The organism is Tropicimonas sp. IMCC34043, assembly GCF_003390845.1.
Classification (GTDB): Bacteria; Pseudomonadota; Alphaproteobacteria; order Rhodobacterales; family Rhodobacteraceae; genus Tropicimonas.
Map to the genome: position 1 here is coordinate 1,966,246 of NZ_QMEK01000001.1, position 26,940 is coordinate 1,993,185.

Consider the following 26,940-nt stretch of genomic DNA (forward strand, 5'->3'; position numbering starts at 1 on the left):
TCCTCAGTCGGGTCGGCGACAGGCGCCGACCGGGTTCTCTCTAAAATAGAGTATCGTGCCCGGTGTTCAATGCGATAACATCACGAGTGTCAAAGAGTCGGGAAATCCGCCGAGCGGCGGGGCCAGTGTGATCGTGCAGGGCGGCCCCCAGATCCCCGGCAACGCGACCAGCCGCGCCCCGTGAAAGATCGCCGGATATCCCGCAAGACGCCGTCGGCGCGGCGCGGTCGCAGGCCAGTCGTCCATGTCGGCAATCGTCTCGGGCATCACGGCGCCAATTTCCATTTCCGCGAAGCCGTCGCTGTCGAGCCGCCAGCGCCGGTCCCAGATCGCGCCGCGGTCTGCCCGGGTGCGCAGCGACGCAACCGCCTTCGGTTCCCGCGCAATCCGGATCCCGGCCGCTTCGGGGGCGATGGTACAGCCATGCAACGTGCCGGCGCGGCCATCGAGCGCGTCCGCACTTACCTGCTCGAGCGGCGCGGTCCGCGGCCGGTGTTCGGCCGAGGCGACCCAGCGCAGAGCCTGCGCGATCAAGTGCAGCCGGGTCTCGGCATCAAGCGCCCTGAGGCCCGCGCGGTCGAACAGCACGTCGCCGCGTTCGACCCGTGACAGGCCCGGCGCCGCCTCGGCTGCCCGCCTGTCAAGCGCCTCGCGCGCCCGCGCCATGCGGCCCGCGGTGGCTGCCAGCCCCTCGACCGTCAGGCCAAGCGCGGCGCCGGTGGCCAGCGCCTGACGCGCGCGCACCCGGTCGAACCGCGGATCGTCGTTCGAGGGATCCTCGCACCAGTCGATGCCGCGCGCGCTTAGCCAGTCGCGCAGCGCGGCGCGGCGGATCCCCAGCAGCGGGCGAAACAGCCACGGGGCGTGCCAGGGCAAAGCGGCGGCGGGCGCCGTCGCGGGCGACGGTTGCGCCGCCGTCTCGGGGGGCGTCAGCCGGGACAGTTCGGCCATTCCCGACAGCCCGGCAACGCCGGACCCGCGGGCAAGGTTGCGCAGCACCGTCTCGGCCTGATCGTCCATGGTGTGACCCATCAGGATGTGGTCGACCTTGCCGAGGCTCCAGTCCCACAGCAGCTGTCGCCGGGCGCGTCGCGCGGCATCCTGCAGATTGCCGCGATGGTCCCAGCCCGTCCACCGCAAGACGGTGTGCGACAGCCCCAGCGCGTCCGCGGCGGCGGCAACACCGCGCGCTTCGGCAGCCGAGCCGGTGCGCAACCCGTGATCGACTGTGGCAATATGAAGCCGTACGCCGCGGTCCCGGGCCCATCCGGCCGCGAGATGCATGAGCGCCGTCGAATCGCCTCCGCCCGAGACGGCAACACCCAGAGAGGTGGGCGGATTGCCCGGGAGCGCCGCCATCCGGCCCGCGAAATGATCCTCGAGCGTCACCCCTCTTGCCCGCTCAGGGGCAGCCGAGCCTGGTGCGCGAGCTTTGTGCCTCGCCGGCGGCGGGCGTGCCGGGAAACCGGACACCGACCTCGTCGAGGGTCACGCAGGCTTCGTCGGTCTGACCCAGATCGCCCAGACTCTGGCCGAGCCTCAGCAGCGCCTTCGGCGCCTCGGGACCCTTCGGATCGGCCGAGAACGCGTGCAGATAGGCTTTCGCCGCATCCGGTGTCTCGCCAAGCCCGGCGAGAGCCTCGCCGCGCATCACATGCGCAGGCGCCGTCAGCGGGCCGGCCGGATAGGTCTCGGCAAAGGCCGCAAACTGATCCGCGGCGGCGCGAAAGCTGCCGGAATCGAGCGCCGCCTTCGCTCGATCGAAATCTGCCTGTTCGCCCACTGCCATCTGCACCTGCGGCTTCGTCGCCGGGCGCGCCGCCACCGGTGCCTGCGGCATCGTGCCGCCACCGAGCGTCGGAGTATCGCCCAGCTTGCCGACATCGCAGCCCGGTTCCAGCTCGCACAGCCGGAACTCCAGATCCCCGATCCGGTTGGTGCCGTCCTTGACCACCACCGAAACCCGGTTGCCCAGTTCCTCGGTCTTGGCGGTCAGCCGCTGCAGTTCGGCCTCGATCGCGTCGACCCGGTCGAGCACCGAGCGCGCCTCGACCGGCGCCGTCGGGCCGGAGGTAGTGGAAAGCTCATGCTTCAACCCCTGGATCTGGCCGTAAAGCACCGTCAGGTCCTGCCGGATATCGGCCAGCGTCTGCGGATCGGCCTGCGCCGCGGCCACCGACGGCAGCGCAAGGGCCAGCCCCAGACCGAAGCCCAGGCCAAGACCCAATCCACCGAAAACTCTGCTCCGAACTGCGCGCATCACGCTCTCCTCAGCTGCCCACCGCGCCCTGCAGCGCGGTCACGGCCCGGCGGTTCCTGGCATAGCAGGATTCCTCGGAACAGATCGCGATCGGACGTTCCTTGCCATAAGACACGGTGCTCAGCCGGTTGCCCGCAACGCCGCGCGAAATCAGGTACTCCTGAACCGCATTGGCGCGCCTTGCCCCCAGCGCGAGGTTGTATTCCCGCGTTCCCTGCTCGTCGGCGTGCCCCTCGATCCGGGCGCCGTAGCGGGTGTTCTGGTTCAGCCAGACCGCCTGTCCGTTCAGCGTGCTGCGCGCCGCCTCGGTCAGCGACGACTGATCGACCGGGAACAACACCGTTTCGCCCACCGTTGCGCGGAAATACTCGGGCGAGGCCGGGTTCGACGCTCCGCTTCCATAGCCTGCACCAGCGCCCGCACCAGCCCCGCCCGCGCCATAGCGGTTGGGATTGTTACAGGCCGAAAGTCCGAGGATGGCGACCATAAGAGCCGCCGTGACTGCCGTCTTTTTCATGCCCGATCTGCTCCTGTCGGTTTCTGGCGCTGTCCTAGCATTCTGCGGGCGACATGGAAACGCCCCGCAATCGCCGCCGCCTCAGGGCAACAGCGGCGACCAGGCCGGATCCGAGGCCGACCCCGGCGTCGGCACCTTGCGCAGGTTGCGCCCCGAGATGTCGACCGAATAGAGCGCGGGCTGCGCGCTCGCCCCGGCCCCTTGACGGGTGAACATGATCACCCGGCCGTTCGGCGCCCAGGTCGGCCCCTCGTCAAGGAACGAGGCGGTCAGCAACCGCTCCTCGGAGCCGTCGGTGCGCATCACCCCGATGTGGAACCGGCCCTCGTTCTGTTTGGTGAAGGCAATCATGTCGCCGCGCGGCGACCACACGGGGGTGCCATAGCGCCCGGCGCCAAAGCTGATCCGCTGCGCAGAACCGCCCGATGCCGGCATGATATAAAGCTGCTGGGTGCCGGAGCGGTCGGATTCGAACACGATCTGGCGGCCATCGGGCGAAAAGCTCGGCGCGGTTTCGATCGCGGGCGTATCGGTCAGCCGGACTGGCGAGGACCCCTGGCGCATCAGGTAGATGTCGGTATTTCCGCCGCGGCTGTCGGAAAACACGATCGACTGGCCGTCGGGCGAGAACCGCGGCGAGAAGGTCATGCTGCCCTGGCCCTGCGTCACCCTCTGGGGGCGCGGATCGTCAAGCCGCAACAGATAGATCTCGGGCACGCCGGTCGCATAGCTGGTGAACAGCACCCGGTCGCCGGTGGGCGAGAACCGCGGCGCCAGCACCAGCGAGGACGCATCGGTCAGATAGCGCAGGTTCGCCCCGTCGTAATCCATCACGGCGAGCCGCTTGGCGCGGGCATCCTTCGGCCCCTCTTCGTGGACAAAGACCACGCGGCTGTCGAAATAGCCGCCCTCGCCGGTGATCCGGGAATAGACCTGATCGGCCACCTTGTGGCCCAGCCGGCGCATGGATTTGGCAGAGCCCGACAATTGCAGCCCCTCGCCCATCTCGGCGCCCGAGAACACGTCATAGAGCCGGAACTTGACCACCAGCTTGCCGTCCCCGGCCGACCCGACCGCGCCGACGATCAGCGCCTGGGCGTTGATCGCCTTCCAGTCGGCAAAGCTGACCGGGCTGTCGAAACTCGTGACCCGCGCGATATGGGCCGAGGCCGGGATCTCGCGGAACAAACCGGTGCCAGTGAGATCGGCGGAGATCACCCGGGTAATCTCGGCCGCTGCCGATGCCGCACCTGCGTCGAGCGGCACGAAGGCCGGGATCGCGAACGGCAGCGGTTCGATGACGCCTTCGGTGATCTCGATCCTGAGCGGGCTCTGTGCCTGTGCCGCCGGCGCAGGCAACAGTCCCGCAAGGGCCAGGGCGGCGGCCGCGGCGAGCGCAAGGGGTCTGAAACTCATCATCTGATTCGCATCCTCTCGGGATTGAATACCATCTCGATCCGCTGCCACTGGCCAAACTTGTCCCGCGGCAACGGATACCCATCCTTCTGACAGCGCAGGATTGCCCGGCGGGCGGAATCGAACGCGGCGCGCACCGCGCCGTCGCTGCCCGGCGTCGCCTCGATCATGCGGATGCTGTTGCTTATCACCCGGCCGTCCTCCTGCATCTCCATCGCCACCGTAACGGTGACGGCGGCCGATTCCGACCCGACATCGACCACCCAGCAATTCTGCACCGCAAGCCGCAGCGCATCCTTCTCGCCCGCGGTCAGCGGCGGGCCGACCGGCGCGTCGGCGGCAGAGCCTGCGCCACTGGCCGCGGTGCCGTCCGCCATGGCGGCCGCGACTGCGGCGGCGATTGCATCGGCGGCCGGGTCGGCCGGCTTGGTGGACGGAGCCTCGGTCGCCGTGGACTGCGCGCGGGCGGGTTCGGTCGCAGGCGATGTCGGCTGCGGCGCCGGGGCCTGCGGCCGGGCAGGCTTGGCCGCCGGACGGGGCGAGCCGCTGGGGGCAAGGCCCAGTACCGTGCCGCCGGCCTCGCGCGTCGCCTCGGTGATGATCTCGGTCGTGGCCGCTTCGGGGGCCGTCGCCTCCTGCGGCTCGACCGGAGCGAGCGACGCGAGGCTTTCCTCGGGCCGCGCCGCCTGACGCAGCTCATCGGCGGTCACGGCCTCCGGGTCTGGCTGTTCGGCCGCACGCGGTGCGACACGCGGTGCCTGGCGCGGCGCGGGCGCGTTTTCGGGCGCCAGCACCGCCACCGTGCCATCGGGCACATCGGGGGCGGCCGGGGCGACGGGCGCGCGCGATTCGACCTCGGCCACCGGGGTCTGCGGCGCGGGCTCGACCTCGGGTCCCGCCTCGGGGGCGACGGCCGCCGCACTTTCGGGGCGAGGGCTTGCGGGCGGGGCGCGGTCGGGGGCGGGCAGCGCCGGGGTGTCGGCAACATCGGGCGCGGCAGGGGCTGCCAGCGCCTCGGAGATCTCGGGCACCTTGCCACCACCGCCCATGATCGCGGAAAGTTCGTCGCTGGTGACGAGCGTCACGTCCGCGACCTGCATCGGTTGCGAACGATCGAACGAAAACAACCCGCCGACCAGAAGCCACAGGATCAGGCCCAGATGGGCGGCACCGGAGATCTTGACCCCGGTGTTCATCTGAATCCCGCTAACCATCCCCGCCGTCGAGCGTGGGACCACCCGGATCGGTCACCAATCCGATGTTGTTGAACCCGCCCGCGTTCAGCGCGCCCATCACCTGCATGACGCGGGCATAGGGGATGGCGCCGTCGGCGCGCAGGAAGATCCGGTTGCCGTCACGCTCGGCCGCGACCGCGCGCAGCCGGCTGACCAGCTCGCCCTCGGGCACCTCGGTCGTCATGATCGCAACCCGCCCGTCGCCGGTCAGGGTGACGACCAGCGGCTCTTCCTGTTCGGTCGGCAGCGGTTGCGCGGCGGTCTCGGGCAGCTTCACCGGAACGCCCACGGTCATCAGCGGCGCCGCGACCATGAAGATGATCAGCAGCACCAGCATGACGTCCACCATCGGCGTGACGTTGATTTCGGACATTGCCGCAGGGCGCCGCCGGCGGCGGCCCCGCCGCGGCTCCCGCCCCTCGTGTCTGGCCCCGCCTCCGCCCATGGCTCAGCTGTCCAGTTGCCGCGACAGGATCGTGGCGAATTCGTCGGCAAAGCTCTCGTAGCCGCCGACGATTCGGTCGCTGTCCGCCGACAGCTTGTTATAGAAGATCACCGCCGGGATTGCCGCCAGCAGGCCGAGTGCGGTGGCAATCAGCGCCTCGGCGATGCCGGGCGCGACCACGGCAAGGTTGGTGTTCTGCGCGGCCGCGATCTGCTCGAAGGCATTCTTGATCCCCCAGACGGTGCCGAACAGCCCGATGAACGGCGCGGTCGACCCCACGGTCGCAAGAAATCCGATGCCGCGGTTCAGCTTGTCGGCCTGCTTGGCGATCGCCACGTCCATCGACCGGTCGATCCGCGCCGGTGCACCGGGGATCAGATCGCCGTCGTCGCGATGCGACCGGCGCCATTCGGTCATGCCGGCGGCAAAGATCCGTTCGGAGGCGCCCGACGGGTCCGGCCCGATCTGTTCGAACAGCTCGTCGAGCGGCTCTCCCGACCAGAAGGCGCGGTCGAAGGCCTCCGATTCAGCCCGCACCCGGCGGAAACCGATATGTTTCTGGATGATGATCGCCCAGGACCAGAACGAGGCCAGGATCAGCATGAACATCACCAGCTTCACGGTAATGGTCGCGCGGGCGAACAGCGCCAGCACGGAAAAGTCGACGTCCTGCGCCATGGGAAGGGATGCGGGGTCCATTAGCCTGCTCGGTGATGCTCGGGTTATGCGCTCTATCGGCGCCGCTGCATGGCTCAGACCGTACTCCGAGTGAAGGGCAAAGCCAACACGATGCCGTGACGGGGGAACAGGAAAGCGCACAGCCGCGATGGCGCCCTGCGCGGTTCTCCGCCGCCGTCGCACCTTCAGGCGGGCGGGGCTGCCGCGGACAGGGCTTCAGGCGTCGCGGCATCCGGGCTGGACGGCAGCACTCAGCCCGCGATCAGCGCCCGGATATCGGCCGGCACGCGCACCGCCCGGCCCTCGGCCGTCATCGTGACCAGCGTCACCTCGGCCTCGAACAGGGTCTGCGCGCCGCGCAGCACCTTTTGCGCCATCACGAAGCTCGCCCCGCGCAGATCGGTCAGAGCGGTCTCGACCGTCAGCAGGTCGTCGAGCCGGGCCGAGGCGAGGTATTCCGCCGTCACCCGCCGCACGGCAAAGACGATCCCGCGCTCGGCCTTCAGCGCCTGCTGGTGCAGGCCGCGCGCCCGCACCCATTCGGTCCGGCCACGTTCGATGAACTTCAGGTAGTTGGCGTAATAGACGATCCCCGCCATGTCGGTGTCCTCATAGTAGACGCGCAGGGTGTGAAGATGGGGCATGGCGTGTTCCTCGATCTGCCGCCGGGCTATGCCCAATGGCCAGCCCCCGCAACCCTCAGTCCGACTTGATCAGGCCCGAGAATCCGGCAACCGCCAGCAAGGACAGCGCCCAGCCGACGATGATCTGAACCCACAGGAAGGATCGCGCAAACGCGCCCCAGCCCCCGGCGCCCTCATCCGGGATCCAGAATTCCTGCATCTCGAGCGCGACGATCGGCAACAGCGTGTCGGCGGAATAGACCAGCGCATGGAACCTCGGATAGCGCAGCGCCTCCGGCCGCTCGAGGAAACAGTCGAGCTGGCTTTGCGGCCCGTCCGCCGTCGGCCGGGCCAGACCGGATCTCTGGCCCGCCCCGGCCAGCGGCACCAGAGTGCCCTCGGGCTGTCCGCACAGCACCCATTCCGGCGACCGCAAGACGACGGCACTATTCGGCTTGAACTGTCCAGCGTCCCAGGCCAACTGAAACACCACTATGCCGGCCAGCCAGAAGCCAAACAGCCAGAGAAAGGCCAGCAGCGGCCGATGCCCATAGCGAACCGTGATGTTCAGAACGAAATCCCGCAGCCTCAGCAGCGGTCCAAGGCTCCACCGCCAGCCGCGCAGCTGCCTTCGCGCCGCCTTACGCTGCAGCGTCTCCTTCGCGATCAGTACCTCGCGCGCGTCGTCGGCGTGGCCCATCTCGCGCAGCACCTTCGCGCATTGCTCCCAGGGCTGCGGCTTGAACTCGGTGGGCAGATCGACCGCGCGCTGGCGCTTCAGCCATTCTATGCGCGCCTCCGCATCGGTCCGCGTCCCGGTACCCAAAATGGCGCCATAGGTGAAGCGGTCGAGAACTAGACCGCCCTTCGGCCAAGAATCCAGATCATCGCAAAGTGCCCCAACCTGTGCCGCCGAAAGCGAGACATCCCCCATGATCCGGCAGGATTGGAGAACCAAGACGCCGGTTACCGAAATTCCGTCCGCGTAAAACGCCCTGCCGCTCCTCCCGGCCGAAATCCCTGCGCCGACACAGTTGAGGTTGCCGCCCAGTTTCACGCTTGGCAGGCGAACTTCCCCTAGCGCCATCAGATTGTCCAGAAAGACAGTTCCCGCAGCCGAGAGCCCATCTGCGGAAAACGCATAGCCGTTCTCTCCGGCCATCAGCACCGCGTTGGTGCAGGAAAGGTCACCGCCCAGTTTAACGCCCATAAGGCTTACTTCCCCGCTGGACTTCAGGTAGTTCAGGAACGCGTAGCCGCCCGCCGAAAGCCGGTCCGCGGATAGCGCAATGTCGGCCGTCAAAGCCGACAACTCCACGCCGATGAAGGAGAGGTCGCCGCCAAGTTTTGCGCCCGAAAGGCACACTTTCCCCTCGACCTTGCTGTAGTTCAGCACCGCGTTTCCGCCAAGCAATAAACGGTCTGCCAGAAGACCGGGCAGATAGCAGGCACCCAGACGCAGATTTCCCAAGCGGGCATCCCGGAGGATCGGGGCGGCGTCAAAATGGCAAGAAAGCAGCGTAAGGTTGCCCCCGGGATCGCAGCCTTCCAAATCCAACGTGCCGGTAATTCGCCCCCCGTATAGCGCTACCCCGTTTTCATGCACCGGCGCCGGCAGCCCCGCGCAGCCGCCGAGGAGGAGGTAGCGCAGGAAGCTGGCGCGCACCTGTACCGCCTCCCCGGCGTCGGGGCCGGGGCGGCCGTCGCTCACGACCACAACTTCGCCGCTGCCAATGCCGTCGCGCAGCAACACTTCGGCGCGGCTCAGGGCACCGAAGTCCGTCAGCTTGCGGGGCGGGGCCTTGGGGTGCGGAAACGGATCACTCATAACGGGTCACTCCTGACGGCAGGCTGGAGCGATTTCGCGCGCGGTGCAATGGCGCTCAGGTGACGAGGCGGGCGGCGAGGCGCAGCGCGTGGCTCGGGTCGCGGGCGACCGATGGCAGGGCGGGATCGTAGGCGGCGCGGATCACCCCGGCGATGTCGGGGTGCAGGATCGTGTGGCCCTCGGGCGTGCGGGCGAGCGTCGCGCGGCCGGCAAGGCCGGTGTCGGACCAGAGCAGGATGACCTGTGCCAACTGGCCGAGCGCCAGATCCTCGGCCGGTTGCGCCGAAAGTGCCGCATCCATCCGCAGCAGCACGATGGAGGCCCGGATCGAGCCATCGGGTTCGAACCGGAACGCCCGGTACTGGTTGGCCTGGGCAGAGCTCAGCCGCGCAACCAGCCCCGCCAGATCCGGCAGCAGCCGGTCGAGGTCGGGCACGCCGAGCAGCTCCTGCCAGTCGCGCAGGAAGAAGACCATCAGGTTGGCGCCAAGCTCGGGGTCGGTCTCGGCCATCGGGTGGCCCGCCAACGCCGCCACCGCCTCGCAGGCGCCTTTCACGATCCCCAGCGTCGCATCCTCGACCCCGAAGACCACCGGCACGATCGGCCGGCCCCAGCGGGCGCAGAGGTAGGACCCGTCCGATCGGGTGAACAAGGTTTCGATCTGCTCCGGCGTCATGGCCCCTCCGGTCGTTCAGCGCGATTTCGGGGGTCCCTGCACCACAGCGTGCCGGGCATGTCCAGAACCCTGGCGGCGATTCCTGCAATGAGATGCGTATCCGGCGGGCGCGGCCAGTGCGGAGAGTGGCGCAGTACGCGGAGCCGTCAGTCGAACAGCGCGCCCTGCCCCGGCCCGGCGGGCGGCGCGAGGCCAAGGTGGCTCCAGGCGCGGGCGGCCAGCATCCGGCCGCGCGGCGTGCGCTGGATCATCCCCTGCTGCAACAGAAACGGCTCGATCACCTCCTCGAGCGCATCGCGGCTTTCGGAGAGTGCGGCCGAGAGGGTTTCGACCCCCACCGGACCGCCGCCATAGCTTTCGGCGATCAGCCGCAGATAACGCCGGTCGGCGCCGTCGAGGCCAAGCCGGTCGACCCCGAGCCGGGTCAGAGCGCTGTCGGCCAGTTCGCGGGTCAGCCGGCCGTCGCCCTCGACCAGCGCGAAATCGACCACGCGGCGCAACAGCCGGCCGGCGATCCGCGGTGTGCCGCGGGCGCGGGCCGCAATCTCGCGCGCGCCGTCGGGCTCGCAGGGGATGCCGAGCAGGCGGGCATTGCGGGTGACGATCTCGTGGAGTTCGGCAAGCGTATAGAATTGCAGCCGGACCGGGATGCCGAAGCGGTCGCGCAGCGGTGTCGTCAGGAGGCCAAGCCGCGTGGTCGCGCCGACCAGCGTGAAGGGCTGCAGCTCGATCCGCACGGTGCGGGCGGCCGGCCCCTCGCCGATCACCAGATCGAGCTCGAAATCCTCGAGCGCGGGATAGAGAACCTCTTCGACCACCGGGTTCAGGCGGTGGATCTCGTCGATGAACAGCACGTCGCGCCGGTCGAGATTGGTCAGGATCGCGGCAAGATCGCCGGGACGCACCAGCACCGGCCCCGAGGTCATGCGGAAGTTCACCCCGAGTTCGCGGGCGATGATCTGGGCGAGCGTGGTCTTGCCAAGCCCCGGAGGGCCATGAAACAGCGTGTGGTCCATCGCTTCGCCACGCAGGCGGGCAGATTCGACGAAGACCGCCAGATTGGCGCGCGCCTCTGCCTGTCCGATGAACTCGTTGAGCACCTGGGGCCGCAGGGCGCGGTCTTCGCCGGCCTCGCCGGGCTGGGGATCGGGGCGCAGGATCGGGTCGGGATCGGTCATCGGTGCCCCCGGGCCGCGCGAGGCGGCGGGCGGCGGAGGGGGGCTGTCTGCCCCCCGCGCCCAAGGGCGCGCCCCCCGAGGATATTTTGGAACAGAAGAAGGTTGCGGGGCACGGTCATCCCTTCGGCGCGAGAAGCTTCAGGGCGGCGCGAATGAGGCCGGCAGTATCGGCCTCGGGCAAGTCGGCCTGGGCGCGGGCGACCGCACCGGCGGCCTCGCCCGGCTGATAGCCAAGGTTCGAGAGCGCGGACAAGGCCTCGGACTGGGCGGCCGCGGCGAAGGGCGGAGGGGTGACGTTCGCGCGGACAGGGGTGGCTGCGGCCGCGTCGCCCGTGGGCGCGGTCGGATCGGCGACCGGGCCGAAGGCACCGGCGAGCGCCATGGCCACCGGCGCCTTGTCCTTCAACTCCAGTGTCACCCGCTGGGCCAGTTTCGGGCCGACCCCCGGGGCTGCGCGGATCGCCGACCAGTCGCCGAGCGCGATGGCGCGGGCGACGCCCTCGGCCCCGAGCGCGCCGAGGATCGCCATGCTTGCCTTGGCACCGATCCCCTGAACCGAGGTCAGCAGGCGGTGCCATTCCTTCTCCTGCATCGAGGGGAAGCCGAACAGTTGCAGCAGATCCTCGCGCACCAGAAGTTCAGTGTAGAGGGCCGTGAACTCGCCCACCGGCGGCAGGGACATCAGGGTGCGGTCCGAGACATGGACGATATAGCCGACGCCGCCGACGTCGATCAGCACGTGGTCGGGGCCGCGGTGGGCCAGCCGTCCGGCAAGCCGCCCGATCATCGGCCCCTCGCAATCGCCTGTTGCAGCCGGCCCGCGGTCTGCTGGTGATGGGCGTGGCAGATCGCGATGGCGAGCGCATCGGCCGCATCGGGACCGGCAAGGGCCACGCCCGGGAAATGGATGCCGATCATGTGGGCGATCTGGTGCTTTTCGGCGTGCCCGACCCCGACGATCGCCTTCTTGACCGCGTTCGGGGCGTATTCCCCGACCGCCAGCCCGGCGCGCGCCGGCACCAGCATGGCAATGCCGCGGGCCTGGCCGAGCTTCAGCGTCCCTGCCCCGTCGCGGTTGACGAAGGTCTGTTCGACGGCGGCACTTTCGGGGCGAAAGCGGGTGACGACCTCGGTCAGTTGATCGAACAGCGACAGCAGCCGCCCCCCCAGGTCGTCGCCCTCGGACCGGCACAGGCCATTTGCAACGTGCGAGATCCGCGCGCCCTGCACATCGATCATGCCCCAGCCGGTGGTCCGAAGCCCGGGGTCGATCCCGATCACACGCATATTGCTGCCATTCTGCCGATAGGGTCGTTGCTGTCGTTGGCATTCCGGTTAGCACGAAAAGGGAACATCGGCCAGACAAAGCTTGGCCTGTCACAGAAAGCTTGGCCTGTCACAGGGGGTCGAGGTCGTGGAAACGCGGCGCCGTGGTCCAAGGCTGTGGCCGCAGCGCTTGCAGAGGCGGGAAAGCGACGAAAACGTGACGTTTTCGCACAGGAGAAATTGCTTTCCGCCCCGGATCATGCGGAAATTTGTCGGACAGACTCACTTGGGTGCCATTGTCGCGGGGCGCATTCGGCCGCCCGGCGACAATGGCCTCGCCCCGGGATGCGGACGGAGGAAAGATGGCACTCGATGACATGACCTATCCCGTCGCGGGCCGGTTTGCCCGGGCCATCGCCGCGATCACCACGGCCTACTGCGGCTGGCGCGACGGCTGCCGCAACCGGATCGCGCTGTCGCGGCTGAGCGATGCCGAACTGTCCGACATCGGGCTGAGCCGCGGCGAGCTGGAGTTGCGCGGCGACGACGGGCTGCGCGGCCGCTGATCGCCTGTCGGGTCGCCTTTCGGGCCCGTGGCGGGCTGAAATCCACTGTTGAAGGTCCATGCGTTGCGCCAACTTGCAATTGCCGCGCCGATCGACTACCTGAGGCATCGAGAGGTTGGCGCGGGCAGGCACCTCGCCAACCCGGTCAGGTCCGGAAGGAAGCAGCCGTAACGAGCCCCGCTTGGGTCGTTGTCCAGCCTCTCACCTTGAACCAGCCCTGAACGGAGGCCTTCGTGGCAGATACTGTCATCTCCCTCCGGGCGCAGGTCCTGTAAGACGCCGAACAGGCGCCGCCCTGCGACCCGAACATCCGCTTCACGGCCCTCGGGCCGTTTCCGAAGACATGTTCAGGGAACATAGACTTGACCCAATTCACTCTTGCCGACCTAGGATGGACGGCCCGTCTCGCCTCCTCTGCCGCGGCAGAACCCGGCGTACCTGCGCGGATCAACGCGGTCTCGCGCGACCGGCTTGAGGCGCTGACCGCAACTGGCCCCGCGACGCTGACCGTGCCCGGGCATTACAGCACCGGGGATTTCGCCGTTGGCGACTGGGTGCTGCACGACCCCGAGACCTCCCGGGTGCTGACGCTACTCGAACGGTCGACGCTGCTGCAGCGGCGCGCGGCCGGCAGCGGGGCGGCGCCGCAGCTGATCGCCGCCAATGTCGATACGCTGGGCATCGTCAGCTCGTGCAATGCCGATTTCAATCTGGCGCGGCTGGAACGTTATCTCGCGCTTGCCGCCACCGCCGGCTGCCTGCCGCTGGTAATTCTGACCAAGGCCGACGCCTGCGACGATCCCGACGATTTCCGCCACCGGGCCGAGGCGCTGTCGCCGCTGGTCGCCGCGATCACGCTCAATGCCCGCGACCCCGAGCAGATCGCCTTGCTGGACCCATGGTGCAAGGGCGGCCAGACGCTGGCACTGCTCGGCTCCTCGGGGGTGGGCAAGACGACGCTGGCGAACGCGCTGACCGGCCGCACCGATGCAACGCAGGACATCCGCGAGGATGACGCAAAGGGCCGCCACACCACCACCGCGCGGGCGATGTGGCGCACCCGCGCCGGCGGCTGGCTGATCGACACGCCCGGGATCCGCGAGTTGCAGCTGACCGACGCCGCAGACGGGATCGACTCGGTCTTTGCCGAACTTCTGGAGCTTGCGGCGCAGTGCCGCTTTGCCGATTGCAGCCACGATGGCGAACCCGGCTGCGCCATCGGCGCTGCGGTCGAAAGCGGCAAGCTCGACCCCGCCCGCATCGCCCGCTGGCAGAAGCTGCAGCGCGAGGACGCCCGCAACTCGGAAACACTTGCCGAATCCCGCGCCCGGAGCCGCAGCCTTGGAAAGCTGCATCGCACCGGAAAGGCACGGGGACGCGACAAGCGCGGGGTCTAGGCGCCCACACTTGGGCCGTGCGGGGAAACCCGTGCGGCCCGGCCCTCCCCGTACGGTCCATTCCGGGCGCAACAAGACACCGGGATGCATGGCAAAGGTGGACCTCTGCCGGCGCCGCCACTAGGTTGGCGTCGACAGGAAACGAAGGGCGACATGAGCGGGACAGGCGACAGCGGCTATCAGGTACTGGCGCGGAAGTACCGCCCGCAGACCTTTGACGACCTGGTGGGCCAGGCGACCATGGTGCGCACGCTGAAGAACGCGTTCGCGGCAGACCGCATCGCCCAGGCCTTCATCCTTACGGGCATCCGCGGCACCGGCAAGACGACGACCGCCCGGATCATCGCAAAAGGCATGAACTGCACCGGCGCCGACGGCACCGGCGGACCGACGACCGACCCCTGCGGCGTCTGCGAGAATTGCCGCGCGATTGCCGAGGGCCGGCATGTGGACGTGCTGGAAATGGACGCTGCCTCGAATACCGGGATCGACGACATCCGTTCGCAGGTGCTCGATTCGGTAGCCTATGCGCCCGGCAATGCACGCTACAAGGTCTACATCATCGACGAGGTTCACATGCTGTCGAAAAGCGCGTTCAACGCGCTTTTGAAGACGCTCGAGGAACCGCCCGCCCATGTGAAGTTCATCTTTGCCACCACCGAGATCCGCAAGGTGCCGGTGACGGTGCTGTCGCGCTGTCAGCGGTTCGACCTGCGCCGGATCGAGCCCGAGGACATGGCCGGCCTGCTGCGCAAGCTTGCGAACGCCGAGGCGGGCCAGATCACCGACGAGGCGCTGGCGCTGCTGGTGCGCGCCTCCGAAGGTTCGGCGCGGGATGCGACCTCGCTGCTCGACCAGGCGCTCAGCCAGGGTGCGGGCGAGACCGACGCCGACACCGTGCGCGGCATGCTGGGGCTTGCCGACCGCGGACGGGTGCTCGACCTGTTCGAAATGATCCTGCGGGGCGACGCAGCGGGGGCGCTGGCCGAAGTGTCGGCGCAATATGCCGACGGCGCCGACCCGATGGCGGTGCTGCGCGATCTGGCCGAGGTCTGCCACTGGGTCTCGGTCATCAAGATCACGCCCGAGGCGGCGCAGGACCCGACCGTGCCACCCGAGGAACGCGACCGCGGCCTTGGGCTGTCGAAAACACTCGACATGCCGGTTCTGGCGCGCATGTGGCAGATGCTGCTGAAGGCGCTGGAAGAGGTCGCCATTGCCCCGAACACCATGATGGCCGCCGAAATGGCGGTCATCCGCCTGACCCATGTCGCCGACCTGCCGACCCCGGGCGATCTGGTGCGCCGGCTGCAAGCCGCGCCGCGCCTCGATCCGGCAGGCCCCGGCGGCGGCGGCGGCGGTCAGTTCACGGCACCGCGCGCTCCGGGTGCCGGCTTTGCCTCCGCCCCTGCTTCTGCGGGCGGATCGTCTGCGCCCTCCGGCGGCCGTCAGGGCAGCGCCGGCGGCGGCCCGGTCGCCGCCCTTCAGGCCGCGCCCGAACAGGCGCTGGCCCGCTTCACGAGTTTCGACCAGGTGATTGCGTTGATCCGCAGCCACCGCGAAGTCCCGTTCCTGATCGAGATCGAACAGACCCTGAAGCTTGCCCGCTATTCCCCGGGACGGATCGAGTTTGAACCGACCCCGGATGCCGCCCCCGACCTTGCACAACGGCTCGGTGCCAGACTGCAGGCCTGGACCGGGAATCGCTGGGCGGTTTCGGTCGTTGGCACCGGTGGCGCCCCGACGCTGGCCGAGGCCAAGGTCGCAGAGGCAAGTGCGCTGGAAGCCGAGGCGCTGACCCACCCGATGGTCCGGGCCGTGCTGGAAACGTTTCCCAAGGCCAGGATTACCGCGATCCGCACCCGCACGGAACTCGCCGCCGACGCCGCGCAGGATGCGCTGCCCGAGGTCGAGGACGAATGGGACCCGTTCGAAGAAGACTGACCCTGAACGGGGCCGCCGACCTTTCGCGCCCAGATCGCGCCGCTTTCGCATCTTGTTCCGGCCCCCCCGGATCACTAGGTTGCGCAAAACGCTCTTGAGGGGATCCAGATGCTCAAAGGACTAGGCAACCTTGGCGACATGGCCAAGATGATGAAGAAGGCGCAGGAGATGCAGGCCAAGATGGCCGAACTCCAGTCCGATCTGGAAAACACCGTCGTGATCGGTGAAAGCGGCGCCGGCCTTGTGCGCGCCCGCTGCACGGCAAAGGGCGAGTTGACCGGGCTCGAGATCGACCCGTCGATCTTCAATCCCGACGAAAAGGAAGTGGTCGAGGACCTGATCCTTGCCGCGATCAAGGACGCCCAGTCCAAGGCGCAGGAAAAATCCCGGCAAGAGATGGAAAAGATGACCGCCGAACTGGGCCTGCCTGCCGGCATGAACATCCCCGGGCTCTGACGCCCGGTCTGTCCAGATGACCCAGGGATCGCCCGAGATCGAGCGGCTGATCGAGCTGATGGCCCGGCTGCCGGGTCTTGGCCCGCGCTCGGCCCGTCGCGCGGTGCTGCAGCTGATCCGCAAACGCGGCGCGCTGCTGGTGCCTCTGGCCGAGGCGATGCAGGCGGTGGCCGCGACGGCGCAGGAATGCGTGAATTGCGGCAACATCGGCACCGACTCGCTGTGCGGGATCTGCGGCAACGCGGCCCGCGCGACGGGTGAGCTTTGCATTGTCGAGGATGTGGCAGACCTTTGGGCGATGGAACGCGCCCACGTCTTCAAGGGCCGCTATCATGTGCTCGGCGGCACCTTGTCGGCGCTCGATTCGGTCGGGCCGGAGGAGCTGCGCATTCCCCGGCTTGTGGAGCGGATCCGCGAGGAATCGATTTCCGAGGTGATCCTGGCGCTGAACGCCACCATCGACGGCCTGACCACCGCCCATTACATCGCCGAACAGATCGAACCGCTGGGTATCCGCGTGACCTCGCTCGCCCAGGGGGTGCCGATCGGCGGCGAGCTCGACTATCTCGACGAAGGCACGATCACCGCTGCTTTGCGGGCGCGCCGGGCGCTCTGACAGGGCGCGGGCTCAGTCGAGACGGCTTTCGCAAAGGGTGTCGGGCACCTCGAGTTTCGACCAGCCGACAAACCTCTGACCGGTCGACGGCCGCTCGACGGTCAGGAAGGACCAGCCCTGCTCTGGAAGATAGCGGCTGGTTATTGTGTCGCCGGCCTGAACCTGTCCGCTGATCAGCGTGTTGGGAGACTGGCCAATGTGCAGCGTTCCGGCTCCGCCGGTCCAGCCGACGCAGCCCCAGCCCGGGACCTGCGGGTCCAGAACCGGCGGCGGGTCGATCCGCTTGCGTAGCGGCAGATCGGGCAGGTCGAGAAGCGTGGTTGCAGTGTTCACTGCGCAGGCGCCGCGATCCTCGATCGCCTCGATCCTGGCCAGACGCAGGGAATCCTCGGGCGAGAACTCGGGCGTCCTGGTCGTGCAATCGGAATTGTCGAAGATCGCCTTGCCGAGAGTGCTGTCAAAGCAGAACCCGGCCCGGTCGAAGATCAGGTTACGCGCGTACCAAAGGTCCTGACACGGATCTTCGGCCAATACCGGGCCGGCTGCGCAAACAGCCAATGTGAAAAACACCAACCGCATGGGATCCTCGAAAAGCCCGGCCCTTGTGGCCGGGGGCGATCCTGCGCGCGGTTAAGATTCGGATCAAGGCTGGGGATCGTCGTCGTCGTCGGAATCGCCCGGCAGGTTGAAGAAGGTCTCGGCGTCGTAAATGCGCTCGTGATCCTTCTCGTCCTCTTCGTCGCGCGGGTCGCCGCCGAGCGTGAAGGTCTCGAGCCCGGCGATCGCGGTCGGCATCCGGGGTTCGGGATCGGAGGCCAGCGATTGTTCGGTCGACACCAGCTTGCGCCGCTCGTCATCGCTCATCACCACGCTGCCCGCATCGCGCTTGGCGGCGGCCTTCTGGACCGCGGCATCAAGTTCGGATTGCTTGCAAAGCCCCAGAGCCACCGGGTCGATCGGCTGGATGTTCGAGATGTTCCAGTGGGTGCGCTCGCGGATCGCCTGGATCGTCGGCTTGGTGGTGCCGACAAGCTTGCCGATCTGGCCATCGCTCAATTCGGGATGGAACTTGACCAGCCACAGGATCGAGGCCGGGCGGTCCTGACGCTTGCTGAGCGGGGTATAGCGCGGGCCACGGCGTTTTTCCTCGCCGACGGCGGCCGGGTTGAACTTCAGCTTCAGCTTGTGCGTCGGGTCCTTCTCGGCCCGGTCGATCTCGATCTGGTCGAGCTGACTGTTCGCGACCGGGTCGAATCCCTTGACGCCCGCAGCGACATCGCCGTCTGCGATACCCTGCACTTCCAGCTCGTGCAGGCCACAGAATTCGGCGATCTGTCTGAAGCTGATCGTCGTATTGTCGACCAGCCAGACGGCGGTCGCCTTTGCCATCAGCGGCTTGTTCATGTCTGCCTCCTTAGCACAACTTTCCCGTGGCCGGAAACGGCCGCGACCCTTGGGGCCGCAATTCCTCGATTTCGGGGATTGCTTCGCATATAAGCGCGCCGGAGCGGAAAGGAAAGGCGAAATGCGCTGGATTGCAGCTTGGCTGGCGATGACTGCGGCCGTCTGGGCAGATGGAGAGCCCGCCGGCAGGTTCGACTACTATGTCCTGACGCTGAGCTGGAGCCCGAGCTTTTGCGCGCTCGAAGGCGATGCCGAGGCGGCCGCGCAATGCGCTCCGGGCCGAAAGGTCGGCTGGGTCCTGCACGGGCTCTGGCCGCAATACGAGGATGGCTGGCCGGCCTATTGCCCGACCACAGTGCGCGACCCGTCGCGGCGCGAGACCCGGGCGATGGCCGACATCATGGGCTCGCCGGGGCTTGCCTGGTACGAATGGAAGAAGCACGGGCGCTGTTCGGGGCTTGCGCCCGAGGCCTATTTCACGGCCTCCCGCGCGGCTTTCGAGGCGTTCGACCGGCCCGAAGTGCTGCGCCGGCTCGACGCGCCCGTGGTCCTGCCCGCCAGGGTCATCGAACAGGCGTGGATCGAGGCCAACCCCGGCCTGACCCCCGACATGGTGACCGTGACCTGCCGAGACGGCCGGATCATGGAGACAAGGATCTGCCTGACAAAGGATCTGGAGCCCCGCGTCTGCGCCCCCGACGTGCGTCGCGATTGTCAGGACACCCGCGCGCTGCTGGAGCCTGTCCGCTAGCGAAGGGACCGTCCCGCCAGCGCCCTTCGGCGCAGCGGGGACACTGAATCGCAGGCCAAAGCCGGGCTGCCGTTTTTCGGACGGCGCGTGGAAGGCTCCTGACAGGATGCTGTCAGGAGGGGTATGCAACAAGCAACGGGCAACAGCTCTGGAAAGGACATCACATGAGCTTTATCCCAAAGAATATCACCCTCTGGGCCGAAATCCCGGTGCGCGATCTCGACAAGGGCATCGCCTTTTACGCCGCAGCGACCGGCGCCACGATCGACAAGGTCGACATGGGCGGCGAAGAGGTCGCCGTGTTTCGCGTGGCCGACCGAGCGGAAGGCATCTCGGCCAACCTGTTTGTCGGCGAACCTGGCCAGGCCGAGACGGGTCCGGTGATCTTTCTGGCCATCGATGGCACCATCGAAGACGCGATGCAGCGGACCGAAGCGGCCGGCGGGCGGGTGCTGTCGGACATCGTGACGATCCCGCCCGGCCAGTATTTCTATGCCGCCGATCCCGACGGCAATCGCATTGGCCTGTTCAAGCACGCCTGAGGCAATAAAATGCGCCGCGCCGACCGCCTGTTCAGGATCGTCCAGCACCTTCGGGGTGGGCGGCTGACCACGGCGGCGCGGCTCGCAGAAACGCTCGAGGTGTCCGAGCGCACGATCTATCGCGACATTGTCGATCTGCAGGCCTCGGGCGTGCCCATCGAGGGTGCGGCCGGCGTCGGCTATGTCCTGCAAGGGGGATTCGAGATCCCGCCCCTGATGTTCACGGCAGACGAAATCGTGGCGCTGGTCGCCGGCGCCCGGCTGGTCCGGGCCTGGGGCGGCGCCGCGATGGCCCGCGGCGCCGAAGAGGCGCTGATCAAGATTGCCGCGGTCCTGCCCGAGCCCGAGCGCGCCCGTGCCGCAGCGGTGCAGATCCATTCCATGGCGCCGGAAATGACCGACGCGCTGCGGGCGCGCATCGACGCGCTGGAAGCCGCGGTCGAGCGGCGCGCGGTGATCGAGATTGGCTATAGCGACGCCGAGGGAGCGGCGACGACCCGGCGGCTGCGGCCGCTCGGCCTGTGGTTCTGGGGCAAGGTCTGGACGCTCGTCGCCTGGTGCGAGCTGCGCTCGGATTTCCGCATGTTCCGGCTCGACCGGATCGAAGCGCTGCAGGACACAGGCGAGCGCTTTCGCGACGAACGGGCGAAAAGCCTCGGCGAGTTCTTCCGGCAGATGGAGGATTGGCGCCACGGGTAGGACGGCGCAGCCAAGGGGATAGCGCCCGCCACAAGGACGGGCGCCGTCGTTCAGAAACCCTCCGGCTCCATATTCATGACGTCGGAGACGGTTGCCGGCGAAACCAGCTTCCAGATCACGGCACCCAGCGCGCCGCCGATCAGCGGCGCCACCCAGAACAGCCAGAGCTGCGCCAGCGCGGTGCCGCCGCCAAAGATCGCAACGCCGGTCGACCGTGCCGGATTGACCGAAGTGTTGGTGACCGGGATCGTGATCAGGTGGATCAGCGTCAGGCCAAGCCCGATGGCGATGCCGGCAAAGCCCGCGGGCGCCATTGGCGAGGTCGCACCGAGGATGATTACAAGAAAGATCGCCGTCATCACGATCTCGCTGACCAGCCCCGCGAACAGGCCATAGCCCTGCGGCGAGGCGGATCCATAGCCATTCAGCGCAAAATTGCCGATCGACGAAAATCCGGCCTGTCCGCTGGCGATGATGAACAGCACGGCGCCCGCCGCAATCGCACCCGCGACCTGTGCGACCCAATAGGGCAGCAGGTCCTTGCCGTCGAACCGGCCGGCCATCATCAGCCCCAGCGAGACCGCCGGGTTGAAGTGCCCGCCCGAAATGTTGCCGAGCGCATAGACACCGGTCAGCACGGTCAGGCCAAAGGCCACCGAAACGCCGAGATAGCCAATTCCGACGTCGGGGACGCCGGCCGCAAGCACGGCGGCACCGCACCCGCCAAGCACCAGCCAGAATGTGCCGATGAATTCGGCGATGAGTTTTTTGGACATGTCGATATTTCCTGAAGAAAATTTTTGCCATTCCCGGATGGGGCAGAAATCGCCCCGCTCCCGGCCAAGTGAGTGTCTTATGACGTACCAAAATGCCGCAGCGAAGTGGTTTTCGAACGCCAAAAGCGGCACGGCAAATTTGCCGCACCGCTCAAGCATGCAAAGGTGTTCAGGCCGCCCGGAGGACCGTTCAGGCGTCCAGGCGCCGGCCCTTGCCCCAACGGCCGGGATAGGCGCCCTTGGTGGCTGTCGGCGCCCGGACCTTGCCGATCAGCCAGTTTGGCCCGGCAAAGGCGACTTTCATAGCAGGATTTCCCGTTATCCGTGAACGCAGCTTTTCGAACGCAAGAACGTTCTCGACACGCCGATGCAGGAACGCCCAGGTATCGGCATGATCCACGCTTTCGTCGCCAAGCCAGTAGAGCACCGTCGAACCGAGCACGCCCGACAACGACATGCGCTTTGAGTACCAGTTTATGTCATCCGACGTATCGCCGAGCGTCGTCCAGATCCGGTCGGCGGTGGTCCAGAGCGCGCGCGCCCCGTCGCCGGCATAGGGCGGCAGCGACAGCAGCGCCGTCGCCCGGCGCACCGCCTCCTTGTCGTCGATCGCCTCGATCCGATAGCGCAGCGCGGTGACGATCCGGTCGCGAAACCGCATTCCGGTCTGATCGGTCCCGGCAAGCCGGGACAGCATCACCTGATCGCAGCGGTCGTGATAGGCAAGCGCCAGATCCACCGCGCCTCGGGGGCAGATCACCCGCGCGACGGCGGGATCGATTCCCGCGTCCCGGCAGGCGGCGCGAAAGGTGCCGTCGCTCCAGCCGTCGAATGCGACATGGATCAGCGCGGCATCGAGCAGACGCGATTTCATCTCGGCCTGGGGATCTGTGGCGCCGATGTTGGCGGTGCCTGGGCGGGAATCCGTCATTTCGGACCTCTTCGTTGGGTTTTTCGGGGCCGGCGCGATGGACATGGCCGGACTCCCTTGCTATAGGGCCATCTCCTGCAGACAGTTGCAACTCTAACAGGAAAGGTGGTGACACCCAGATGCAGGTCAGTGTTCGCGACAACAACGTCGATCAGGCGCTCCGCGCGCTCAAGAAGAAGCTTCAACGCGAAGGCGTATTTCGTGAGATGAAGCTCAAACAGCACTTCGAGAAGCCTTCTGAAAAGAAGGCGCGCGAGAAGGCCGAGGCGGTTCGCCGGGCTCGTAAGCTCGCACGCAAGAAGGCACAGCGCGAAGGGCTCGTCTGATCCCACGCGAACCGGCGGCCCGCGCCGCTCGTCGCCCCCGTGCCGTTGGCTCGGGGGTTTTCGCGTTTTGAACCCTTTTCTGGCCCCCGCCGTCAGGCCGCGTCGCTGTCTCTACGGGCCTTGAGCAGATCGCGGATCTCGGCCAGCAGCTCGGTATCGGTCGGCGGTTTCGGCGCGTCGGCCGCGGGCTTGTCGGCGCCCAGCGTCGCATCGGCCATGTCCCTGACCCGGTTCACCCCCTTGACCATCAGGAAGACGACCCAGGCAATGATCAGGAAATTGATCACCGAGGTTATGAAGTTGCCATAGGCGAAGGTCGCGGCATGTTCGCCCCCGCCGAGGCTGAAGCCGAGGCCCGAGAAGTCGAGGCCGCCGGTGAACAGGCTGATGAAGGGCGTAATGAGGTCATCGACCAGCGAACTGACGATGGCGGTGAAGGCAGCACCGATGATGATGCCGACGGCCATGTCCATCACGTTGCCGCGGGCGATGAAGGCCTGGAACTCCTTGATCATTCCGGTGTCTCCTTGGGGTCGGTCGGGTTGAGGGATCTGGCGGGACCGGATCGGGCGGCCCGCACTTCATCTCTGCAGCCTAGCGGCGTGATGCATCAGGTCAATGCCTGCGGATTCCTGCACATCCCCTTGCCGGTTTGTGCAGGTGCAATCGCCGCCCGGAATGGCTAGGTCTTGTCAATAGAATTGCTGGAGCACCCCATGGACGACCTATCCCCCCGTCAGAGCCTGCTGGATTTTCCGATCACCCGGCGCTGGCCGCCGGCCGACCCGACGAAGATCCAGCTCTATTCCTTCCCGACGCCGAACGGGGTGAAGGTTTCGATCGCGCTCGAGGAACTTGGCCTGCCCTATGAAGCCCACAAGGTGACGCTGGCCGAGGAAGATGTGAAAAGCCCCGAGTTCCTGTCGCTGAACCCAAACAACAAGATCCCGGCGATCATCGACCCCGATGGCCCCGACGGCGCCCCGATCGGGCTGTTCGAAAGCGGCGCGATCCTGCTCTATCTGGCCAACAAGACCGGGCGGCTGATCGGGCAGACGCCGAGGGACCGCGCCGTCGTCACCCAGTGGCTGATGTTCCAGATGGGCGGGATTGGGCCGATGTTCGGCCAGCTTGGGTACTTCTATGCTTATGGCGGCAAGGATATTGCCGACGAACGCCCGCGTCGGCGCTATGTCGACGAGACCCGTCGTCTGCTGGACGTGCTGGAAGGTCAGCTCGACAGTCGCGACTGGATCGCCGGCGCATATTCCATCGCCGACATCGCCATCGCCCCCTGGCTGCGGACGCTCGAGACCGGCTATGACGCGCTGGAAACGCTTGGCTGGACCGACTTTCCCAATGTTGCAGCCTATCGCGATCGCTTTCTGGCCCGCCCGGCGGTGCAGCGCGGATTGATCATCCCGCCGAGGGACTGAACCGAAATCGGGCCGCCGGGGCGAGCAACGCCCCGGCGGGCACCGATCAGCGAAATCGCTGCCCGTCCCAGCGCAGCGACCAGGCACCGCCGACATGGTCGTGCCCCGCGATCACCGGCACTTCGCCCGGGCCAATCGTCAGCCCGACGCTCAAGGTCTCGCCTTTCAGAACCAGAAGATCGCCCTCGCGGACATAGATCAGCAGGCTGCAGGCCTGCGTCCCGCAATTGCCGCTGCGACCGCCGCCCTTGCAGGATATGCCCTCGTGAAACAGGATCAGGTCGGCGCGTCCATCGCCGGTAAGGTCGCGTTCGATCAGCGCCGCGGGCGCGATGGTCCCGCCCGCGTTGCCGCAGGCCTCGGCGATCTGCTCGCGCGCCAGCCACGCCGCCGCCTTGCTGGTCTGCGCCGCGGCCGGCACACCGGCCAGCGCGATCCCCAAGGCAGCAACACAGCCCATGACAGCCGATATCTGCATGACGGATCCCCCCTCTTGTGGGCGCGCGGTTCTATCCCCGCAGCACGCCCCCCGTTGCCCTGGCGACCTTTTCGATGACCTTGCGACCCACCGCCTCGATCTCTTCGTCGGTCAGGGTCTTGTCGCGGGGCTGCAGCCGCACGGTGATCGCCAGCGACTTGCGGCCCGCCCCCATCTGCGCCTCGGCCCGTTCGCCGTGGAACTCGTCAAAGACGCGCACCTCCTCGATCAGCGCCTTGTCGGCCCCTGCCGCAGCATTGACCACGTCGATCGCCTCGACCTGCCGGTCGAGCACGAAGGCAAAGTCGCGTTCGACCGCCTGCAGGTCCGCGATGTCGAGCGCACCGCGGCTGGCCCCCTGCGCCTTCGGGAACGGCACCGCCTCGGGGAAGATCGTGAAACCGACCGCCGGACCCTTGACGTCGAGCGCGTCGAGCACCTTCGGGTGCAGCTCGCCGAATTCGGCCAGCACCAGCTTGGGTCCAAGGCAGAGAACGCCCGAGCGGCCGGGATGGAACCAGGCCGGCGCGTCGCGGCGGATCTGAACCTTTGCCGGCGCACCGATGGCCGCCAGCGCCGCCTCGAGGTCCGCGCGAACGTCATAGACATCGACCGGCCGCCGCGAACCGTGCACATCGCGCGGCGCGGTCGCGCCGATGAGGATACCGCTCGCCTGCAGCCCCTGCCCCTCGGGCTCGCCGCTGGCAAAGGTCGCGCCGATCTCGAACAGCGCGAGGTCGTTGAACCCGCGCGCCTGATTTCGCGCCGCTGCCTGCAGCAGTCCCGGCAACAACCCGGGACGCATGTCGCTCAGCTCTGAACTGATCGGGTTTTCCAGCCGCCGGGCTTCATCGCCACCGCCGAACAGTGCCGCCGAGGCCCGATCGATGAAGGAATAGGTGACGCATTCGTTGTAGCCGAGCGCCGCGAGCGTCCGGCGCAGGGTGGAACTGCGGCGTTGCAGCGGCGTCAGCACCGGGGCCGGCACGCCGGCGCGGGCACGCCGCATCGGCTGGCCTTCCAGTTTGGTCAGCGAAGCGACGCGCGCCACCTCCTCGACAAGGTCGGCCTCGCCCAGAATATCGGGCCGCCAGGCCGGTACATAGGCCTCGCCGTGCATCACGACGAAACCGAGCGCCTCGAGCGTCTTGAGCTGCTGGCGTTCGGGGATCGCCATGCCGACGATCTTTTCGACCCGATGCGGATCGAAGGGATAGGCGCGCTCGACATGCGGGATCGCGCCCGCGTGCACCACGTTCGAGGCCTCGCCACCGCAGAGATCGAGGATCATCTTGGTGGCCAGTTCCAGCCCCTCGGGGGTCCAGGTCGGATCGATCCCACGCTCGAAACGATAGCGCGCGTCGGAATTGATCTTGAGCGCGCGCCCGGTAAAGGCAGTGCGGATCGGATCGAAATAGGCGGCCTCAAGGAAGACCTCGGTCGTTTCCATCGTGCAGCCGGTGGGCAGCCCGCCCATCACGCCGCCAATCGATTCAACCCCGGCATCGTCCGAGATCAGCGTCATGCCGGCCTCGAAAGTGTATTCCTTGTCGTCGAGCGCGATCATCGTCTCGCCGCCCAGGGCGCGATGAACCCGCAGGTTGCCCGCCACCTTGGCGGCATCGAAGACGTGCAGCGGACGGTTGCGGTCATAGGTGAAGAAGTTCGTCACATCGACCAGCGCCGAGATCGGCCTGAGCCCGATGGCGCGCAACTGGTCCTGCAGCCACTTCGGCGAGGGGCCGTTCTTTACTCCGCGGATGACACGGCCAAAGAACACCGGGCATTGCTCCAGCGTGTCCTCGTCGATGCTGACCGTGATCGGGCTGGGGAAATGCCCCGGGATCGGGTCGATGTCGCGGTTGCGCATGGTGCCAAGCCCGCGCGCGGCCAGATCGCGAGCGATCCCGCGCACGCCAAGCGCATCGGGGCGGTTCGGAGTGATCGCGATCTCGATCACCGGATCGACCTTGACCGGATCGTTCGCGGCCAGCCAGTCGGTGAAACGCTGCCCGACCTCGCCCGAGGGCAGCTCGATAATGCCGTTGTGTTCGTCCGACAGTTCCAGCTCGCGTTCCGAGCACATCATGCCGTGGCTTTCGACGCCGCGGATCTTGCCGACGCCGATCGTGGTGTCGATGCCGGGAACATAGGTGCCAGGTGTGGCAAGCACGACGGTGATGCCCGCCCGCGCGTTCGGCGCCCCGCAGACGACCTGCGTCTCGCCAGTACCGGTCTCGACGACGCAGACCCGCAGCTTGTCGGCATCGGGGTGCTGCTCGGCCGATTTCACCTTGGCGATGGTGAAGGCGTGCAGCCGTTCGGCCGGGTTCTCGACCCCCTCGACCTCAAGCCCGAGGTCGGTCAACGCCTCGGTGATCTCGTCCACGCTGGCGGTGGTGTCGAGGTGATCCTTCAACCAGGAAAGCGTGAATTTCATCGGGCGGGCCCTTCGCGTCGTCAGAGGTCGGCTGTGCTTAGCCGGAAACCTGCCGA

The 26,940-nt window shown here is 67.5% G+C and carries 30 protein-coding genes and 1 other RNA gene; 11 read left to right on the forward strand and 20 right to left on the reverse strand.

Annotated elements, in window-relative coordinates:
• Positions 1–66: 66 nt before the first annotated feature.
• From tilS to ruvC, 13 genes are all read right to left on the reverse strand, one after another.
• Positions 67–1,389 (reverse strand): tRNA lysidine(34) synthetase TilS, encoded by a 1,323-nt coding sequence (tilS, locus tag DQG17_RS09285; RefSeq protein ID WP_232829371.1) that lies wholly within the window; start codon positions 1,387–1,389, stop codon positions 67–69.
• Between the two features lie 13 nt (positions 1,390–1,402).
• Positions 1,403–2,260, reverse strand: a complete 858-nt coding sequence (gene ybgF / locus DQG17_RS09290; protein ID WP_116132408.1) for a tol-pal system protein YbgF — start codon at positions 2,258–2,260, stop codon at positions 1,403–1,405.
• Between the two features lie 10 nt (positions 2,261–2,270).
• On the reverse strand, positions 2,271–2,777 hold the full coding sequence (pal, locus tag DQG17_RS09295) for a peptidoglycan-associated lipoprotein Pal (protein WP_116132409.1): 507 nt from the start codon (positions 2,775–2,777) through the stop codon (positions 2,271–2,273).
• A gap of 81 nt (positions 2,778–2,858) precedes the next feature.
• Positions 2,859–4,196: a Tol-Pal system beta propeller repeat protein TolB gene (gene tolB, locus DQG17_RS09300; RefSeq protein WP_116132410.1), complete on the reverse strand. Its 1,338-nt coding sequence runs from the start codon at positions 4,194–4,196 to the stop codon at positions 2,859–2,861.
• Positions 4,193–5,407 (reverse strand): hypothetical protein, encoded by a 1,215-nt coding sequence (locus tag DQG17_RS09305; RefSeq protein WP_157973561.1) that lies wholly within the window; start codon positions 5,405–5,407, stop codon positions 4,193–4,195. The genes tolB and DQG17_RS09305 overlap by 4 nt, the downstream gene beginning before the upstream one ends.
• A complete protein-coding gene (tolR, locus tag DQG17_RS09310) occupies positions 5,400–5,873 on the reverse strand; it encodes a protein TolR (protein ID WP_116132412.1) in 474 nt (157 codons plus the stop codon). The genes DQG17_RS09305 and tolR overlap by 8 nt, the downstream gene beginning before the upstream one ends.
• A gap of 3 nt (positions 5,874–5,876) precedes the next feature.
• A complete protein-coding gene (gene tolQ, locus DQG17_RS09315; protein WP_116132413.1) occupies positions 5,877–6,572 on the reverse strand; it encodes a protein TolQ in 696 nt (231 codons plus the stop codon).
• 230 nt (positions 6,573–6,802) lie between these two features.
• Positions 6,803–7,195, reverse strand: a complete 393-nt coding sequence (gene ybgC / locus DQG17_RS09320) for a tol-pal system-associated acyl-CoA thioesterase (protein ID WP_116132414.1) — start codon at positions 7,193–7,195, stop codon at positions 6,803–6,805.
• Positions 7,196–7,250: 55 nt separating this feature from the next.
• On the reverse strand, positions 7,251–9,002 hold the full coding sequence (locus DQG17_RS09325) for a hypothetical protein (RefSeq protein ID WP_116132415.1): 1,752 nt from the start codon (positions 9,000–9,002) through the stop codon (positions 7,251–7,253).
• Positions 9,003–9,057: 55 nt separating this feature from the next.
• Complete coding sequence (locus DQG17_RS09330) at positions 9,058–9,678, reverse strand: hypothetical protein (RefSeq protein ID WP_116132416.1); 621 nt, start codon at positions 9,676–9,678, stop codon at positions 9,058–9,060.
• 146 nt (positions 9,679–9,824) lie between these two features.
• Positions 9,825–10,856, reverse strand: a complete 1,032-nt coding sequence (gene ruvB, locus DQG17_RS09335; RefSeq protein WP_116132417.1) for a Holliday junction branch migration DNA helicase RuvB — start codon at positions 10,854–10,856, stop codon at positions 9,825–9,827.
• Between the two features lie 115 nt (positions 10,857–10,971).
• Positions 10,972–11,643, reverse strand: a complete 672-nt coding sequence (gene ruvA / locus DQG17_RS09340; RefSeq protein ID WP_116132418.1) for a Holliday junction branch migration protein RuvA — start codon at positions 11,641–11,643, stop codon at positions 10,972–10,974.
• On the reverse strand, positions 11,640–12,143 hold the full coding sequence (gene ruvC, locus DQG17_RS09345; RefSeq protein ID WP_116132419.1) for a crossover junction endodeoxyribonuclease RuvC: 504 nt from the start codon (positions 12,141–12,143) through the stop codon (positions 11,640–11,642). The genes ruvA and ruvC overlap by 4 nt, the downstream gene beginning before the upstream one ends.
• A gap of 341 nt (positions 12,144–12,484) precedes the next feature.
• Between ruvC and DQG17_RS09350 the strand changes: the two genes are divergently transcribed.
• From DQG17_RS09350 to recR, 6 genes are all read left to right on the forward strand, one after another.
• Entirely contained in the window at positions 12,485–12,688 is a 204-nt protein-coding gene (locus tag DQG17_RS09350; protein ID WP_157973562.1) for a DUF1127 domain-containing protein, read from the forward strand.
• A 108-nt stretch (positions 12,689–12,796) separates the two neighbouring features.
• Positions 12,797–12,895, forward strand: an RNA gene (gene ffs / locus DQG17_RS09355) — signal recognition particle sRNA small type.
• Between the two features lie 155 nt (positions 12,896–13,050).
• Positions 13,051–14,085 (forward strand): ribosome small subunit-dependent GTPase A, encoded by a 1,035-nt coding sequence (rsgA, locus tag DQG17_RS09360; RefSeq protein WP_116132421.1) that lies wholly within the window; start codon positions 13,051–13,053, stop codon positions 14,083–14,085.
• A gap of 153 nt (positions 14,086–14,238) precedes the next feature.
• Entirely contained in the window at positions 14,239–16,029 is a 1,791-nt protein-coding gene (locus tag DQG17_RS09365; protein ID WP_116132422.1) for a DNA polymerase III subunit gamma/tau, read from the forward strand.
• Positions 16,030–16,137: 108 nt separating this feature from the next.
• Positions 16,138–16,485, forward strand: a complete 348-nt coding sequence (locus DQG17_RS09370; protein WP_116132423.1) for a YbaB/EbfC family nucleoid-associated protein — start codon at positions 16,138–16,140, stop codon at positions 16,483–16,485.
• Between the two features lie 16 nt (positions 16,486–16,501).
• Positions 16,502–17,101 carry a recombination mediator RecR gene (gene recR / locus DQG17_RS09375; protein ID WP_116132424.1) on the forward strand — a complete coding sequence of 200 codons (600 nt, stop codon included), beginning with the start codon at positions 16,502–16,504 and terminating at the stop codon, positions 17,099–17,101.
• Between the two features lie 12 nt (positions 17,102–17,113).
• Here recR and DQG17_RS09380 read toward each other — a convergent pair whose 3' ends face one another.
• On the reverse strand, positions 17,114–17,632 hold the full coding sequence (locus DQG17_RS09380; protein WP_198666058.1) for a DUF4453 domain-containing protein: 519 nt from the start codon (positions 17,630–17,632) through the stop codon (positions 17,114–17,116).
• A gap of 111 nt (positions 17,633–17,743) precedes the next feature.
• Positions 17,744–18,505, reverse strand: coding sequence for a DUF1013 domain-containing protein (locus DQG17_RS09385; protein ID WP_116132426.1), 762 nt, complete (start codon positions 18,503–18,505; stop codon positions 17,744–17,746).
• Between the two features lie 121 nt (positions 18,506–18,626).
• On the opposite strand from DQG17_RS09385, the gene DQG17_RS09390 reads away from it, so the two are divergent.
• From DQG17_RS09390 to DQG17_RS09400, 3 genes are all read left to right on the forward strand, one after another.
• The gene (locus DQG17_RS09390) at positions 18,627–19,256 is read left to right on the forward strand and encodes a ribonuclease T2 (RefSeq protein WP_116132427.1); all 630 of its coding nucleotides are present in this window, start codon (positions 18,627–18,629) and stop codon (positions 19,254–19,256) included.
• 164 nt (positions 19,257–19,420) lie between these two features.
• Complete coding sequence (locus tag DQG17_RS09395; RefSeq protein WP_116132428.1) at positions 19,421–19,798, forward strand: VOC family protein; 378 nt, start codon at positions 19,421–19,423, stop codon at positions 19,796–19,798.
• Positions 19,799–19,807: 9 nt separating this feature from the next.
• Entirely contained in the window at positions 19,808–20,497 is a 690-nt protein-coding gene (locus tag DQG17_RS09400) for a YafY family protein (RefSeq protein ID WP_116132429.1), read from the forward strand.
• A 50-nt stretch (positions 20,498–20,547) separates the two neighbouring features.
• Here the strand turns inward: DQG17_RS09400 and aqpZ are convergent, their stop codons facing one another.
• The gene (aqpZ, locus tag DQG17_RS09405) at positions 20,548–21,273 is read right to left on the reverse strand and encodes an aquaporin Z (protein ID WP_116132430.1); all 726 of its coding nucleotides are present in this window, start codon (positions 21,271–21,273) and stop codon (positions 20,548–20,550) included.
• Positions 21,274–21,463: 190 nt separating this feature from the next.
• The gene (locus DQG17_RS09410; RefSeq protein WP_116132667.1) at positions 21,464–22,204 is read right to left on the reverse strand and encodes a COQ9 family protein; all 741 of its coding nucleotides are present in this window, start codon (positions 22,202–22,204) and stop codon (positions 21,464–21,466) included.
• 119 nt (positions 22,205–22,323) lie between these two features.
• On the opposite strand from DQG17_RS09410, the gene rpsU reads away from it, so the two are divergent.
• Complete coding sequence (gene rpsU / locus DQG17_RS09415) at positions 22,324–22,530, forward strand: 30S ribosomal protein S21 (protein ID WP_116132431.1); 207 nt, start codon at positions 22,324–22,326, stop codon at positions 22,528–22,530.
• 92 nt (positions 22,531–22,622) lie between these two features.
• On the opposite strand, the gene mscL is transcribed toward rpsU, so the two are convergent.
• Entirely contained in the window at positions 22,623–23,045 is a 423-nt protein-coding gene (gene mscL / locus DQG17_RS09420; protein WP_116132432.1) for a large-conductance mechanosensitive channel protein MscL, read from the reverse strand.
• 201 nt (positions 23,046–23,246) lie between these two features.
• Between mscL and DQG17_RS09425 the strand changes: the two genes are divergently transcribed.
• The gene (locus DQG17_RS09425) at positions 23,247–23,966 is read left to right on the forward strand and encodes a glutathione S-transferase family protein (RefSeq protein ID WP_116132433.1); all 720 of its coding nucleotides are present in this window, start codon (positions 23,247–23,249) and stop codon (positions 23,964–23,966) included.
• Positions 23,967–24,012: 46 nt separating this feature from the next.
• Here DQG17_RS09425 and DQG17_RS09430 read toward each other — a convergent pair whose 3' ends face one another.
• Both DQG17_RS09430 and pheT read right to left on the reverse strand, forming a co-directional pair.
• Complete coding sequence (locus DQG17_RS09430; RefSeq protein ID WP_116132434.1) at positions 24,013–24,444, reverse strand: hypothetical protein; 432 nt, start codon at positions 24,442–24,444, stop codon at positions 24,013–24,015.
• A gap of 31 nt (positions 24,445–24,475) precedes the next feature.
• Positions 24,476–26,884 (reverse strand): phenylalanine--tRNA ligase subunit beta, encoded by a 2,409-nt coding sequence (gene pheT / locus DQG17_RS09435; protein WP_116132435.1) that lies wholly within the window; start codon positions 26,882–26,884, stop codon positions 24,476–24,478.
• Positions 26,885–26,940: the final 56 nt, after the last annotated feature.

What these genes read in the sequence shown, in the direction of transcription:
- ybgF (WP_116132408.1), bottom strand. Translation starts at nt 2,260, where the DNA reads ATGCGCGCAGTTCGGAGCAGAGTTTTCGGTGGATTGGGTCTTGGCCTG.
- pal (WP_116132409.1), bottom strand. Translation starts at nt 2,777, where the DNA reads ATGAAAAAGACGGCAGTCACGGCGGCTCTTATGGTCGCCATCCTCGGA.
- tolB (WP_116132410.1), bottom strand. Translation starts at nt 4,196, where the DNA reads ATGATGAGTTTCAGACCCCTTGCGCTCGCCGCGGCCGCCGCCCTGGCC.
- DQG17_RS09305 (WP_157973561.1), bottom strand. Translation starts at nt 5,407, where the DNA reads ATGGTTAGCGGGATTCAGATGAACACCGGGGTCAAGATCTCCGGTGCC.
- tolR (WP_116132412.1), bottom strand. Translation starts at nt 5,873, where the DNA reads ATGGGCGGAGGCGGGGCCAGACACGAGGGGCGGGAGCCGCGGCGGGGC.
- tolQ (WP_116132413.1), bottom strand. Translation starts at nt 6,572, where the DNA reads ATGGACCCCGCATCCCTTCCCATGGCGCAGGACGTCGACTTTTCCGTG.
- ybgC (WP_116132414.1), bottom strand. Translation starts at nt 7,195, where the DNA reads ATGCCCCATCTTCACACCCTGCGCGTCTACTATGAGGACACCGACATG.
- DQG17_RS09325 (WP_116132415.1), bottom strand. Translation starts at nt 9,002, where the DNA reads ATGAGTGATCCGTTTCCGCACCCCAAGGCCCCGCCCCGCAAGCTGACG.
- DQG17_RS09330 (WP_116132416.1), bottom strand. Translation starts at nt 9,678, where the DNA reads ATGACGCCGGAGCAGATCGAAACCTTGTTCACCCGATCGGACGGGTCC.
- ruvB (WP_116132417.1), bottom strand. Translation starts at nt 10,856, where the DNA reads ATGACCGATCCCGACCCGATCCTGCGCCCCGATCCCCAGCCCGGCGAG.
- ruvA (WP_116132418.1), bottom strand. Translation starts at nt 11,643, where the DNA reads ATGATCGGGCGGCTTGCCGGACGGCTGGCCCACCGCGGCCCCGACCAC.
- ruvC (WP_116132419.1), bottom strand. Translation starts at nt 12,143, where the DNA reads ATGCGTGTGATCGGGATCGACCCCGGGCTTCGGACCACCGGCTGGGGC.
- DQG17_RS09350 (WP_157973562.1), top strand. Translation starts at nt 12,485, where the DNA reads ATGGCACTCGATGACATGACCTATCCCGTCGCGGGCCGGTTTGCCCGG.
- DQG17_RS09365 (WP_116132422.1), top strand. Translation starts at nt 14,239, where the DNA reads ATGAGCGGGACAGGCGACAGCGGCTATCAGGTACTGGCGCGGAAGTAC.
- DQG17_RS09370 (WP_116132423.1), top strand. Translation starts at nt 16,138, where the DNA reads ATGCTCAAAGGACTAGGCAACCTTGGCGACATGGCCAAGATGATGAAG.
- recR (WP_116132424.1), top strand. Translation starts at nt 16,502, where the DNA reads ATGACCCAGGGATCGCCCGAGATCGAGCGGCTGATCGAGCTGATGGCC.
- DQG17_RS09385 (WP_116132426.1), bottom strand. Translation starts at nt 18,505, where the DNA reads ATGAACAAGCCGCTGATGGCAAAGGCGACCGCCGTCTGGCTGGTCGAC.
- DQG17_RS09390 (WP_116132427.1), top strand. Translation starts at nt 18,627, where the DNA reads ATGCGCTGGATTGCAGCTTGGCTGGCGATGACTGCGGCCGTCTGGGCA.
- DQG17_RS09395 (WP_116132428.1), top strand. Translation starts at nt 19,421, where the DNA reads ATGAGCTTTATCCCAAAGAATATCACCCTCTGGGCCGAAATCCCGGTG.
- DQG17_RS09400 (WP_116132429.1), top strand. Translation starts at nt 19,808, where the DNA reads ATGCGCCGCGCCGACCGCCTGTTCAGGATCGTCCAGCACCTTCGGGGT.
- aqpZ (WP_116132430.1), bottom strand. Translation starts at nt 21,273, where the DNA reads ATGTCCAAAAAACTCATCGCCGAATTCATCGGCACATTCTGGCTGGTG.
- DQG17_RS09410 (WP_116132667.1), bottom strand. Translation starts at nt 22,204, where the DNA reads ATGACGGATTCCCGCCCAGGCACCGCCAACATCGGCGCCACAGATCCC.
- rpsU (WP_116132431.1), top strand. Translation starts at nt 22,324, where the DNA reads ATGCAGGTCAGTGTTCGCGACAACAACGTCGATCAGGCGCTCCGCGCG.
- mscL (WP_116132432.1), bottom strand. Translation starts at nt 23,045, where the DNA reads ATGATCAAGGAGTTCCAGGCCTTCATCGCCCGCGGCAACGTGATGGAC.
- DQG17_RS09425 (WP_116132433.1), top strand. Translation starts at nt 23,247, where the DNA reads ATGGACGACCTATCCCCCCGTCAGAGCCTGCTGGATTTTCCGATCACC.
- DQG17_RS09430 (WP_116132434.1), bottom strand. Translation starts at nt 24,444, where the DNA reads ATGCAGATATCGGCTGTCATGGGCTGTGTTGCTGCCTTGGGGATCGCG.
- pheT (WP_116132435.1), bottom strand. Translation starts at nt 26,884, where the DNA reads ATGAAATTCACGCTTTCCTGGTTGAAGGATCACCTCGACACCACCGCC.